Genomic DNA, 12,480 nt, shown 5'->3' with positions numbered 1-12,480 from the left:
CATGTCCGCTTACAACATCATTGAACACAAGGTCGACATGGTGGTCGTCGGCGCCGGCGGCGCCGGCCTGCGCGCGACCTTCGGCCTGGCCCAGAAGGGCCTGCAGACCGTCTGCATCACCAAGGTTTTCCCGACCCGCTCGCATACCGTCGCGGCGCAGGGCGGCATCGCCGCCGCGCTGGCCAACATGGGCGAGGACGACTGGCGCTACCACTTCTACGACACCGTCAAGGGCGGCGACTGGCTGGGCGACCAGGACGCCATCGAATACATGTGCCGCGAGGCCATCCCGTCGGTGATCGAACTGGAGCACTACGGCGTTCCGTTCTCGCGCACCGAGGACGGCAAGATCTACCAGCGCCCGTTCGGCGGCATGACCACCAAGTACGGCGAGGGCCCGTCCGCGCAGCGCACCTGCGCCGCCGCCGACCGTACCGGCCACGCCATGCTGCACACGCTGTACCAGCAGTCGCTGGCGCACAACGCGCAGTTCATGATCGAGTACTTCGCGCTCGACCTGATCTTCGACGAGGAAGGCGTCTGCCGCGGCGTGCTGGCGCTGGACATGGCCGAAGGCACCCTGCACCTGTTCCGCGCCCACGGCGTGGTGCTGGCCACGGGCGGCTACGGCCGCGCCTACTTCAGCGCCACCTCGGCGCACACCTGCACCGGCGACGGCGGCGGCCTGGTGGCCCGCGCCGGCCTGCCGCTGCAGGACATGGAGTTCGTGCAGTTCCATCCGACCGGCATCTACGGCGCCGGCTGCCTGATCACCGAGGGCGTCCGCGGTGAAGGCGGCATCCTGCGCAACAGCAGCGGCGAGCGCTTCATGGAGCGCTACGCGCCGCATTACAAGGACCTGGCCTCGCGCGACGTGGTGTCGCGTTCGATGACCATCGAGATCCGCGAAGGCCGCGGCGTCGGCGAACACAAGGACCACATCCTGCTCGACCTGACCCACCTGGGCCCGGGCGTGATCGACGAGAAGCTGCCGGGCATCGCCGAGAGCGCGCGCATCTTCGCCGGCGTCGACGTGCACAAGCAGCCGATCCCGGTGATCCCGACCGTGCACTACAACATGGGCGGCATCCCGACCAACTACCACGGCGAAGTGGTGCGCAAGGTCGGCGACAACCCCGATGCGGTGGTGCCGGGCCTGTACGCCATCGGCGAGGCGGCCTGCGTGTCGGTGCACGGCGGCAACCGCCTGGGCTCCAACTCGCTGCTCGACCTGGTGGTGTTCGGCCGCGCCGTGGCCAACCGCTGCGCCGAGACGATCAAGCCGGGCGCGCCGCACAAGACCCTGGCCTCCGACGCCTGCGACAAGGCGCTGGGCCTGCTGGACAAGCTGCGCCACGCCAATGGCGACACCCCGACCGCCGTCATCCGCGACCGCATGCAGCGCACGATGCAGGCCGACGCCGCCGTGTTCCGCACCAGCAAGACGCTGGCCGAGGGCTGCGAAAAGATGGCCGAGGTGTTCGACTCGTTCCAGGACGTCAAGGTGTCCGACCGCTCGCTGGTCTGGAACTCGGACCTGATCGAGACCTACGAGCTCAACAACCTGCTGCTCAACGCCGTGGCCACCATCAACTCGGCCGAACAGCGCAAGGAAAGCCGCGGCGCGCATGCGCACGAGGACTATCCGGAGCGCGACGACGTCAACTGGCAGAAGCACACGCTGGTCACCGTCGACGAGAAGGGCAAGTGCAGCTTCGACTACCGTCCGGTGCACATGTACACGCTTACCGACGACGTCGCCGTCGTGCCGCCGAAGCCGCGCGTCTACTGATCCGGGGAACCTACGAACATGGCTGAATTTGCACTCCCGAAGAACTCCCGGATCACCCAGGGCAGGCACTTCCCCGCCAAGGGCGGCGGCAAGAACCTGCGCACCTTCAAGATCTACCGCTGGAGTCCGGACGACGACCAGAACCCGCGTACCGACACCTACGAGGTCGACCTCGATGCGTGCGGCCCGATGGTCCTGGACGCGCTGATCAAGATCAAGAACGAGATCGACCCGACCCTGACCTTCCGCCGCTCCTGCCGCGAGGGCATCTGCGGTTCGTGCGCGATGAACATCGACGGCACCAACACGCTGGCCTGCACCCGCGCCATCGCCGACTGCGCCAAGGCCGAGGTGCCGATCTACCCGCTGCCGCACATGGAAGTGGTCAAGGACCTGGTGCCGGACCTGACCCACTTCTACGCGCAGTACGCCTCGATCAAGCCGTGGATCCGCACCCAGACCCCGGCGCCGCCGGACCGCGAGCGCCTGCAGTCGCCGGAAGACCGCAAGAAGCTCGACGGCCTGTACGAGTGCATCCTGTGCGCCTGCTGCTCGACCAGCTGCCCGAGCTACTGGTGGAACGGCGAGCGTTACCTGGGCCCGGCGATCCTGCTGCAGGCCTACCGCTGGATCATCGACTCGCGCGACGAGGACACCGGCGCACGCCTGGACGACCTGGAAGATCCGTTCAAGCTGTACCGCTGCCACACCATCATGAACTGCGCCCGGACCTGCCCGAAGGGGCTGAACCCGGCGCTGGCGATCGCCGAGATCAAGAAGTTGATGATGGCGCGCCGCGCTTGATGCGCCGGCCCACGCGATGCCCCGCGCATCGCGGCCATGGCGGCACCGGTCCTTCGGGCCGGTGCCGTTTTCGTTTCCGCCACGGCGAGGTCGTGGCATCGGCAGGTGAGCGATGAGCCCCGAAGACGACATCGAACTGAAGAAGCTGCGCTGGCGCTGCCGGCGCGGCATGCGCGAGCTGGATCAGCTGTTCGGCCGCTATCTCGACCAGCGCTGGGGGCAGGCGCCGACAGCCGAACGCGCGGTTTTCCTGCAGCTTCTGGAAACCGAGGACGACAAGCTGTGGCGCTGGTCCATGGGCTACGAGGCCTGCCCCGATGCGCCGCAGGCCGCCCTGCTGGAATACATCCGCACCCTTCCACTGTGAGTGGCGGCCCTCGCGCTGGCAGGCCGGCGCCCTGCGCCTGCTCGGCCTGCTGGCCGCCGTCGCGCTGCTGAACTGCGAACTCCAGCGCCCGCTCGCCTGGCCGGCCGCGCTGCTGGCCGCCTGCGGCGGCCTGTGCATGGCGCGGCGCGGGCTGCGCCAGCCGGTGCGGCAACTGCGGGTCCCGGCGGCGCCGGCCCCGCCCAGCGTGGACGGAATCGCGGTCGACGCGCTGGAACTGCTGGAGCGCGGCCCGCTGCTGGTGCTGCGCTGGCGCGAGGGCAACCGGCGCGGGCAACTGCTGTTCTGGCCCGATACGCTGCCGCGCGCACGGCGACGTGAACTGCGACTGGCCGTGCGCGCCGGCGCCGTTTCCCGTTAGCGGGCGGGGATGGCAACATGGCGCCACTCCATCGGCATACGCGCATGTTCAGACCCTTACCTGTCGCAATCGGATTGCGCTATCTGCGGGCCAAGCGCCGCAACGGCTTCATCTCCTTCATTTCCATGGCCTCGATCCTGGGCATCGCGCTCGGGGTGACGGTGCTGATCACCACGCTGGCGGTGATGAGCGGTTTCCAGAAGGAAATCCGCGACCGCCTGCTGCAGATGTCGGCCCATGCGACCGTCAGCGCCGACGGGGAGCCGATGCGCAACTGGCAGCATGCGGTGGACGTGGCGATGCGCGACCCGCGCGTGGCCGGCGCCGCGCCCTACATCGAGATCCAGGGCATGCTCGCCGGCCCGCGCGTGCAGGGCGCGATCGTGCAGGGCGTCGACCCGGCGCAGGAGCCGAAGGTGTCGGTGCTGGGCCAGAAGATGCAGAAGGGCTCGCTGGACAGCCTGCAGCCGGGCGGGTTCAACATCCTGCTCGGCAAGGAACTGGCGTTGTGGCTGGGCGTGGACGTGGGCGACAGCGTGGTGGCGACGCTGGCCGAGATCCAGGGCACCCCGGTCGGCGCGATGGCGCGCACCAAGCGCTTCAAGGTCAGCGGCATCTTCGAGGCCGGTTCCAACGAAATCGATCGCGGCGTGGCCTTCGTCAACATGCAGGACCTGGAGCGGGTGCTGCGCGTGGACGGCGTGACCGGCGTGCGCCTGAAACTGCACGACATGGACCAGGCCTATACGGTGGCGCGCGACCTGGCGCTGAACCTGGAAGGCTACTACCGGGTCAGCGACTGGACCCAGGAGAACGCCAACCTCTACCACTCGCTGCGCATGGAAAAGACGGTGATGGGCATCCTGCTGTCGCTGATCGTGGCCATGGGCGCGTTCAACCTGGTGTCCTCGCAGGTGATGCTGGTCACCGACAAGCAGGCCGACATCGCCATCCTGCGCACGCTGGGGCTGACGCCGGGCGGGGTGATGCAGGTGTTCATGGTGCAGGGCAGCCTGATCGGCCTGATGGGCACGGTGGCCGGCGTGATCGGCGGCATCAGCCTGACCCTCAACCTGGAGCGCATCCTCGGCCTGATCGAGTCGGCCTTCGACATCAAGCTGCTGCCGGAGGACGTGTACTACATCACCGGCCTGCCGACCGACATGCAGACCGGCGACATCGTGGTGATCACCGCGGTGGCGCTGCTGATGAGCTTCCTGGCAACGCTGTACCCGGCCTGGCGCGCGGCGCGCACCCAGCCGGCGGAGGCGCTGCGCTATGAGTGAGAACGCGAACATGGAATCGGTGATCCGCGCCGAAGGGCTGGCCAAGACCTACGCCGAGGGGCGCATGCGCACGCCGGTGTTCGACGGGCTGGAACTGGACGTGGCGCCGGGCGAGACGGTCGCCATCGTCGGCGCGTCCGGCGCCGGCAAGAGCACCCTGCTGCACCTGCTGGGCGGTCTGGACGTCCCCACCGCGGGCGAGGTCTACGTGGCCGGCCAGCGCATGTCGGCGCTGTCCGACGCCGAGCGCGGCCGCCTGCGCAACACCTCGCTGGGTTTCGTCTACCAGTTTCACCACCTGCTGCCCGAATTCACCGCGCTTGAGAACGTGATGATGCCGGTGATGCTCGGCGGCGCCAGCGTGGCCGGCGCCGGGCAGCGCGCGCGCGCGCTGCTGGAATCGGTGGGGCTGGGCCACCGCCTGGAGCACAAGCCGGGCGAGCTGTCCGGCGGCGAGCGCCAGCGCGCGGCGGTGGCGCGGGCCCTGGTCAACCAGCCGGGCTGCGTGCTCGGCGACGAACCCACCGGCAACCTCGACGACAAGACCGCCGCCACGGTGTTCGAGCTGATGCTGGAATTGAACCGCGCGCATCGCACCAGCCTGGTGCTGGTGACCCACGACCGCAGCCTGGCCCGCAGGCTGGACCGGGTACTGGAACTGCGCGAGGCGCGGTTGCATCCACTGGCACGCGCCGAGGTCTGAGCGCACGCCCGCAGGCGGCGCATCCGATCCGGCACGCCGGCTGAACGGGGACGGGAGCCGCGCTTGCGCCGCCCCGGCCGCGGTGCAAGATGGCGGCGTATTCCCGAACAGGAGGTGTGTCGTGAAACGTCTGGCAATCGCTTTACTGGCCGCGGCGGCCCTGGCCGGCTGCGCCACCACCGGCAGGCTTTCCAGCAGCGAGCGGCTGGAGCTGTACCGCGCCCATGCCGGCGCGCCGGTCAAGGACTTCCAGTACTTCGGTTCGCTCAACGGCTGGACCGAGCTGGGCGACAGCGCGCTGGCGGTCTGGACCAAGCCCAGCGAGGCCTGGCTGCTGAGCCTGAGCGGCCCGTGCATGGATCTGTCCTATGCGCCGGCGATCAGCGTGACCAACATGATGGGCCGGGTATCGGCCAAGTTCGACCGGGTGATCGTGCGCGGCGGCAGTCCGGGCATGGCGCCTATCCCATGCCGGATTGACACCATCCAGCCGCTGGACGTGAAGGCGCTGCGCGCTTCGGAAAAGGAACTGCGCGAAGCCAAGCTCGAGGCGCGCGCCGAGGACCAGGGCGGCAACTGACCGCGCCATGGTGAAGGGGAGGGAACCGGCAGCGGTTCCCTCCTTCGTTTTCAGGGGGCTTCGGGTGCGACGTAGCCGGCTGGCTTTTCCGCGCCGCCGCCGAACAGGAACTTGACCAGCTCCTCTTCCAGGAACGCGCGGTGCTTCGGGTCGCGCGGCGACAGCCGGTTCTCGTTGATCAGCATGGTCTGGTGCGCCAGCCACGCCGCCCAGGCCTGCTTGCCGATGTTGGCGAAGATGCGCTGGCCCAGTTCGCCGGGGTAGGGCACGAAGTCCAGGCCTTCGGTTTCGCGTTGTTCGTACTGGCAGAAGACGGAGCGGGGCATGCGGTGTTCCTGTCGGTGGAGCGGGCCGCCTCAGTGGCGGTCGAGCAGCTTGCGGATCGGCGCCGGCAGGCCCAGCGAGGCCAGTTCGGCGCGGGCGACCCAGCGCAGGTCGTCATTGTCGCCCACCCGTGGGCGCAGGGCGACCTTGCGCAGGTGCAGCGGCTGCAGGTGCAGGCGGTAGTGGCTGAAGGTGTGCACGATCGGCGGCAGCTCCGCCGCGCCGTCGTAGTCGCCCTCGATGTTGGCGGCGAACCAGGCGCGCAGGTCGGCGTCGGTATCGGCCTGCGGCAGCGTCCACAGCGAAGCCCAGATGCCGGTGGGCAGGCGCCTGCACAGCAGGATGCGGCCCTGGCCGTCCTCGAGCAGCAGGGCGCTGGCCTCGCGTTCGGGCAGCACCTTGCTGGGCCTGGGCGTGGGCAGCGCATCCACCATTCCCCGCGCATGCGCCGCGCAGCCGTCCTGCAGCGGGCACAGGATGCAGGCCGGGTTGGCGCGGGTGCACAGGGTGGCGCCGAAATCCATCTGCGCCTGCGTCCAGTCGGCCATGCGCCCTTGCGGCACCTGCGCCACGTGCTGCGCGGCCAGCGCCCACAGCGGCTTCTCGACGGCGGGCAGGCCGGGGTAGCCGGCAATGCCGTGGTAGCGGGTCAGCACGCGCTTGACGTTGCCGTCCATGATCGGGAACGGGTCGTTCCAGGCCTGGCTGAGGATGGCGCCGGCAGTGCTGCGGCCGATGCCGGGCAGCGCCAGCAGCGCGTCCAGGTCGCGCGGCAGGTCGCCGCCGTGCAGTTCGACGCAGCGCGTGGCCGCGGCATGCAGGTTGCGCGCACGGGCGTAGTAACCCAGCCCGGCCCAGTGCGCCATCAGCGTGTCGTTGTCGGCCGCCGCCAGGTCGGGCAGGGTCGGGAACGACTGCACGAAGCGCTGGAAATAGGGGATGACCGTGGCGACCTGGGTCTGCTGCAGCATGATTTCCGACAGCCACACCCGGTATGGCGTGCGCGGATGCTGCCAGGGCAGGTCGTGGCGGCCGTGCTGGTCGAACCAGCCGAGCAGGCGGGTGGCGAAATGGGTCATGGGCGATCGCGGGGCGGGGTGGTGTTCCTTCTCCCACCGGGAGAAGGTGCCCCGAAGGGGCGGATGAGGGCAAGGGCGAAGCCTCGTGAGGCCAGGCATCGCGAGGGCTTCGCTCCCCCTCACCCCAACCCCTCTCCCGGTGGGAGAGGGGCTCAGGCCGCGCCCAGTGCTTCGGGCAGCAGCGCGTCGACGAAGGCTTCCGGGTCGAACACGCGCAGGTCTTCCGGGCGCTCGCCGATGCCGGCGAAGCGGATCGGGATGCCGAACTCGCGCGCCAGCGCGAACACCACGCCGCCCTTGGCGGTGCCATCGAGCTTGGTCACCACCAGGCCGGTGACGCCGGCGGCGGCGTGGAACTGGCGCAGCTGGTTCAGCGCGTTCTGGCCGGTGGTGCCGTCGATCACCATCAGCACCTCGTGCGGCGCGGTGTCGTCGATCTTGCCGAGCACGCGGCGGATCTTGCTCAGCTCGTTCATCAGCCCGGCCTGGGTGTGCAGGCGGCCGGCGGTGTCGGCGATCAGCACGCTGGTGCCGCGCGCCTTGCCGGCCTGCAGCGCGTCGAACGCCACCGAGGCGGCGTCGGCGTTCTGGCCCTGCGCGATCACCGCCACGCCGTTGCGCTCGCCCCAGACCTGCAGCTGCGCCACGGCGGCGGCGCGGAAGGTATCGCCGGCGGCCAGCATCAGGCTGTGGCCCTGGTCCTTGAAGCGTTTGGCCAGCTTGCCGATGGTGGTGGTCTTGCCGACGCCGTTGACGCCGACGGTAAGGATCACGAACGGCCTGGCATTGGCGTCGATGACCAGCGGCCGGGACACCGGCTGCAGCAGCGCGATCAGGTCGGCGCGCAGCGCGGCGAGCAGGGCGTTGGCGTCGGCGAATTCGCGCGACTTCATGCGTTTGCGCAGGTCCTCGACCAGCGCCGTGGTGGCCGGTACGCCGACGTCGGCGGTCAGCAGCGCGGTCTCGATCTCGTCGAGCAGGTCGTCGTCCAGCCGCGGGTTGCGCGAGAACAGGCCGCCGAAGCTGCGGGCGAAGGCGCTGTTGCGCAGGCGGTCGCGCCAGCCGGGCTTGCCGGCCGGGGCCGCCGGCGCGGCATTGGCGGGGATCAGCCCGGCGTCGCTTTCCGGCACGGCCGTCGCGGCCGGCGGCGCGGTGGTCGCGGCAGGCTCGACGGAAGCAGGTTCAGCCACGCCGGGCTCGACCGCGGGCACCGCGCTGCCGGCAGGGGGCGCGACGGCTTCCTCCGGCGCGGGGACCTGTTCTTCGGCGGGCGAGGGAATGGCGGAGGTCAGCTCATCGGCGCTGAACTGCGGGGGCTTGCCGACCGCAGGGGCGTCCTGGGGCTTCTTGCGACGGAAAAAACTGAGCATGGATGAGAAAAACCGGGGCAGGGGCACATGCTACCACCGGCGCTGGCGCCGGCCGGTCCGCAGGGGCCGTGAAGCGGCTAAAGTCGGCGCATTCCGGGCCGATGTCGTGGCATGAACGCGATTTCCTCCATTGCCGCCTCCGGCATGCGCGTGGCCGTGATGGGCGTACGCGTGGCCGCGCACAACATCGCCGTGCAGCCGGTACAGCCGGTGGGGCCGCGGCAGGTGCTGGCCGTGCAGACGGTTTCCGGCGGAGGGGCCAGTGCGCAGGTGACCACCGGCGAGGCCGCCCCGGACCTGGCCGCCGACCTGCTGTCGGCCAGGACCTATGAGGTCGCCTTCGCCGCCAACGCCGTGGTGATCCGGCGCAACAACGCGATGCTGGGCACGCTGTTCGACGCGTTCGCGTGATTCCTTCCTGCGGAAGCCAACCTGGCGGGCCCGCCAGGCCGTACGGCGAGCCGCCCGATGGGGAGGGGGCAATGCATCTGCCGCCAGAGGCGCGGAACCGCACACGGCCCGGCATTACGCGGCTTCGCCCGTACCCTCACCCCAACCCCTCTCCCGGGGGGAGAGGGGCTTTGAGCATCAGGCGGACAGTTCCAGCAGCAGCCTGTTGAGCCGGCGTACGTAGGCGGCCGGGTCCTTCAGGCCGTCGCCGGCGGCCAGCGCGGCCTGGTCGAACAGCACGCGCGCCAGGTCGCTGAAGCGGTCCATGTCCGGCTCGGCGTCGAGCTTCTCGATCAGCGGGTGCGCCGGGTTGAACTCGAACACCGGCCTGCTTTCCGGCACCTTCTGCCCGCTGGCCTCCAGGATCTGCCGCATCTGCAGGCCCAGGTCCTGCTCGCCGATGGCCAGGATCGCCGGCGAATCGGTCAGGCGGTGCGACACGCGCACCTCGGCCACGTCCTCGCCCAGCGCGGTCTTGATGCGTGTGGCCAGTCCTTCCTTGGCCTTGGCGGTTTCCTCCTGCGCCTTCTTCTCTTCCTCCGAATCCAGCGTGCCCAGGTCCAGGTCGCCGCGGGCCACGTCCACGAACGACTTGCCGTCGAACTCGTGCAGGTAGCTCATCAGCCACTCGTCGATGCGGTCGGTCATGAGCAGCACCTCGATGCCCTTCTTGCGGAACACTTCCAGGTGCGGGCTGTCCTTGACCTGCAGATGGCTCTCGCCGGTGAGGTAATAGATCTTGTCCTGGCCTTCGACCATGCGGCCCACGTAGTCGGCCAGCGCCACGTTCTGCTCGCCGTCGCCGCCGCGGGTGGAGGCGAAGCGCAGCAGGCCGGCGATCTTCTCGCGGTTGTTGAAGTCCTCGGCGGGGCCTTCCTTCAGCACCTGGCCGAATTCCTTCCAGAAGCGCTGGTAGTCCTCGGGCTTGTCCCTGGCCAGCTTTTCCAGCATGTCCAGCGCGCGCCTGGTCAGCGCCGACTTCATCGAGTCGATCACCGGGCCGGACTGCAGGATCTCGCGCGAAACGTTCAGCGGCAGGTCGCTGGAGTCGACCACGCCCTTGATGAAACGCAGGTACAGCGGCAGGAACTGCTCGGCCTGGTCCATGATGAAGACGCGCTGCACGTACAGCTTCAGGCCCTTGGCGGCGTCGCGGTGGTACAGGTCGAACGGCGCGCGGCCGGGCGTGTACAGCAGCGAGGTGTATTCCAGCTTGCCCTCGACCTTGTTGTGGCTCCATGCCAGCGGGTCGGTGAAGTCATGGGCGATGTGCTTGTAGAACTCGTTGTATTCAGCGTCGGTGACCTCGGAGCGGGGCCGGGTCCACAGCGCGTTGGCCTTGTTGACCGTTTCCCACTCCGGCGTGGCCGGCTGCTCTTCGCCCTGGGCTTCCTTGACCAGCTCGATCGGCAGGCCGATGTGGTCGGAGTACTTCTTGACCAGGCTGCGCAGCTTCCAGCCGTCGGCGAAGCCTTCCTCGCCGTCCTTCAGGTGCAGCACGATGCGGGTGCCGCGCCCGGGCTTGTCGATGGTCTCCACCTCGAACTCGCCTTCGCCGCGCGAGGACCAGTGCACGCCCTCGCTGGCCGGCAGGCCGGCGCGGCGGCTGTACACGTCCACCTGGTCGGCGACGATGAAGGCCGAATAGAAGCCCACGCCGAACTGGCCGATGAGGTTGGCGTCCTTCTTCTGGTCGCCGGACAGGTTCTTCAGGAAGTCGGCGGTGCCCGACTTGGCGATGGTGCCCAGGTGCGCGATGGCTTCCTCGCGGCTCAGGCCGATGCCGTTGTCGTCGATGGTCAGGGTGCGCGCGGCCGGATCGGCCTCGATGCGGATGCGCAGCGCGCCGTCGCCTTCCAGCAGCTCCGGCCGGGTTAGCGCCTCGAAGCGCAGTTTGTCGGCGGCGTCGGCGGCGTTGGAGACCAGCTCGCGCAGGAAGATTTCCTTGTTCGAATACAGCGAGTGGATCATCAGGTGCAGCAGCTGCTTCACCTCGGTCTGGAAACCGCGGGTTTCCTTGTGGGCTTCGGCGGTCATCGTCGGGTTCGCTCCATGGTTGCCTGGCCGCAGGGCGGCCGATGGCCCACGGATGTGGGCCCGGCGGCGGATTTCAAGGCCGAAGGGCGTAGCAGCGGATCGGTTCGGCTTATCATGCGGGCCCGTTTCCGCCGCCCGCCGCATGCCCCGTCCCCCTCGATCCTCCGGCCTTGTTTCCCGGCGTCCCGCGCATGGCGGGGAAGGGCAGGTGCGCATCATCGGCGGGCGCTGGCGCAATACGCGCCTGCAGGTGCCGCAGGCCGAAGGGCTGCGCCCGACCAGCGACCGCGTGCGCGAGACCCTGTTCAACTGGCTGATGCCCAGGTTGCCGGGCGCGCGCGTGCTGGACCTGTTCGCCGGCAGCGGCGCGCTGGGGCTGGAGGCGGTCTCGCGCGGCGCGGCTTCGGCGCAGCTGGTCGAGCGCGATCCGGCGCTGGTCGCGGCGCTGCGCGGCGTGGTCGAGCGGCTCGGCGCCGCGGACCAGGTGCAGGTCGCCGCCGGCGATGCGCTGCGCTGGCTGGAAACCGCCGCGCCGATGCGCGCGGACATCGTGTTCATGGACCCGCCGTTCGCCGCCGGCCTGTGGGCGCAGGTATACGAGCGGCTGCCGCGGCACCTGGCCGAGGACGCCTGGCTGTACGTGGAGGCGCCGGCGGGCGCGGCGCCGCTTCCGCCCGCGGGCTGGAGCCTGCACCGCGAGGGCGGCACCCGCGATGTGGGTTATGCCCTGTACCGTCGCGCCGCTGCTACACTTCGCGGTGACCTGAACGCGACTCCGTCCGCATGACCCCGTCCAACCCCCGCATCGCCGTCTATCCGGGCACGTTCGACCCGATCACCAACGGTCACATCGACCTGGTGCACCGGGCCGCGCCGCTGTTCGAGAAGATCGTGGTCGGCGTGGCGCAGAGCCCGTCCAAGGGGCCGACGCTGCCGCTGGAGCTGCGCGTGGACCTGGCGCGCGAGGCGCTGGCCCGCCACGGCAACGTCGAGGTGGTCGGTTTCGACACCCTGCTGGCGCATTTCGTGCGTTCGGTGCATGCCGGCGTGCTGCTGCGCGGCCTGCGCGCGGTGTCCGATTTCGAATACGAATTCCAGATGGCGAGCATGAACCGCCACCTGATCCCGGAGGTCGAGACCCTGTTCCTGACCCCGTCCGAACAGCACAGCTTCATTTCCTCCTCGCTGGTGCGCGAAATCGCCCGGCTCGGAGGCGACGTATCCGGCTTCGTGCCGGCCACCGTGCTGGAAGCGCTGCGCAAGGCCCGCGAATCCCGCGCGGGCGCCTGACCCATCCCAACAGCTGTAA

The 12,480-nt window shown here is 69.5% G+C and carries 14 protein-coding genes; 10 read left to right on the top strand and 4 right to left on the bottom strand.

All coding sequences use genetic code 11. The annotated features are described in order from the left end of the window. Window position 1: 1 nt before the first annotated feature. From sdhA to AC06FP_RS05805, 7 genes are all read left to right on the top strand, one after another. Window positions 2-1,792, top strand: coding sequence for a succinate dehydrogenase flavoprotein subunit (gene sdhA, locus AC06FP_RS05835; protein WP_433851373.1), 1,791 nt, complete (start codon window positions 2-4; stop codon window positions 1,790-1,792). A gap of 18 nt (window positions 1,793-1,810) precedes the next feature. Continuing rightward, a complete protein-coding gene (locus AC06FP_RS05830) occupies window positions 1,811-2,596 on the top strand; it encodes a succinate dehydrogenase iron-sulfur subunit (protein ID WP_456119181.1) in 786 nt (261 codons plus the stop codon). Window positions 2,597-2,708: 112 nt separating this feature from the next. After that, window positions 2,709-2,963: an FAD assembly factor SdhE gene (locus tag AC06FP_RS05825; RefSeq protein ID WP_478074869.1), complete on the top strand. Its 255-nt coding sequence runs from the start codon at window positions 2,709-2,711 to the stop codon at window positions 2,961-2,963. After that, entirely contained in the window at window positions 2,914-3,342 is a 429-nt protein-coding gene (locus AC06FP_RS05820; protein WP_478074868.1) for a hypothetical protein, read from the top strand. Before AC06FP_RS05825 ends, AC06FP_RS05820 begins: the two co-directional genes overlap by 50 nt. Before the next feature lie 44 nt (window positions 3,343-3,386). Continuing rightward, window positions 3,387-4,628: a lipoprotein-releasing ABC transporter permease subunit gene (locus AC06FP_RS05815; RefSeq protein ID WP_456119184.1), complete on the top strand. Its 1,242-nt coding sequence runs from the start codon at window positions 3,387-3,389 to the stop codon at window positions 4,626-4,628. Beyond that, on the top strand, window positions 4,621-5,331 hold the full coding sequence (gene lolD, locus AC06FP_RS05810) for a lipoprotein-releasing ABC transporter ATP-binding protein LolD (protein WP_478074867.1): 711 nt from the start codon (window positions 4,621-4,623) through the stop codon (window positions 5,329-5,331). Before AC06FP_RS05815 ends, lolD begins: the two co-directional genes overlap by 8 nt. 121 nt (window positions 5,332-5,452) lie before the next feature. Beyond that, complete coding sequence (locus tag AC06FP_RS05805; RefSeq protein WP_478074866.1) at window positions 5,453-5,911, top strand: DUF6491 family protein; 459 nt, start codon at window positions 5,453-5,455, stop codon at window positions 5,909-5,911. Between the two features lie 50 nt (window positions 5,912-5,961). Here AC06FP_RS05805 and AC06FP_RS05800 read toward each other — a convergent pair whose 3' ends face one another. The 3 genes from AC06FP_RS05800 to ftsY form a co-directional block, all read right to left on the bottom strand. Then, window positions 5,962-6,237, bottom strand: a complete 276-nt coding sequence (locus tag AC06FP_RS05800) for an oxidative damage protection protein (RefSeq protein WP_456119187.1) — start codon at window positions 6,235-6,237, stop codon at window positions 5,962-5,964. A 30-nt stretch (window positions 6,238-6,267) separates the two neighbouring features. Continuing rightward, a complete protein-coding gene (gene mutY, locus AC06FP_RS05795; protein ID WP_478074865.1) occupies window positions 6,268-7,314 on the bottom strand; it encodes an A/G-specific adenine glycosylase in 1,047 nt (348 codons plus the stop codon). A gap of 152 nt (window positions 7,315-7,466) precedes the next feature. Further along, the gene (gene ftsY, locus AC06FP_RS05790) at window positions 7,467-8,684 is read right to left on the bottom strand and encodes a signal recognition particle-docking protein FtsY (RefSeq protein WP_478074864.1); all 1,218 of its coding nucleotides are present in this window, start codon (window positions 8,682-8,684) and stop codon (window positions 7,467-7,469) included. Between the two features lie 111 nt (window positions 8,685-8,795). On the opposite strand from ftsY, the gene AC06FP_RS05785 reads away from it, so the two are divergent. Next, entirely contained in the window at window positions 8,796-9,095 is a 300-nt protein-coding gene (locus AC06FP_RS05785; protein WP_478074863.1) for a hypothetical protein, read from the top strand. Window positions 9,096-9,272: 177 nt separating this feature from the next. Here AC06FP_RS05785 and htpG read toward each other — a convergent pair whose 3' ends face one another. Then, the gene (htpG, locus tag AC06FP_RS05780; RefSeq protein WP_478074862.1) at window positions 9,273-11,171 is read right to left on the bottom strand and encodes a molecular chaperone HtpG; all 1,899 of its coding nucleotides are present in this window, start codon (window positions 11,169-11,171) and stop codon (window positions 9,273-9,275) included. A gap of 142 nt (window positions 11,172-11,313) precedes the next feature. On the opposite strand from htpG, the gene rsmD reads away from it, so the two are divergent. Continuing rightward, a complete protein-coding gene (rsmD, locus tag AC06FP_RS05775; protein WP_478074861.1) occupies window positions 11,314-11,958 on the top strand; it encodes a 16S rRNA (guanine(966)-N(2))-methyltransferase RsmD in 645 nt (214 codons plus the stop codon). After that, window positions 11,955-12,461, top strand: coding sequence for a pantetheine-phosphate adenylyltransferase (coaD, locus tag AC06FP_RS05770; RefSeq protein ID WP_055769370.1), 507 nt, complete (start codon window positions 11,955-11,957; stop codon window positions 12,459-12,461). Before rsmD ends, coaD begins: the two co-directional genes overlap by 4 nt. The last annotated feature ends 19 nt before the right edge of the window (window positions 12,462-12,480 follow it).

The organism is Stenotrophomonas sp. Steno-Z2 (genome assembly GCF_056393235.1).
The sequence above is the reverse complement of the archived record's forward strand: the minus strand, read 5'-3'. Positions and strand labels throughout refer to the sequence as shown.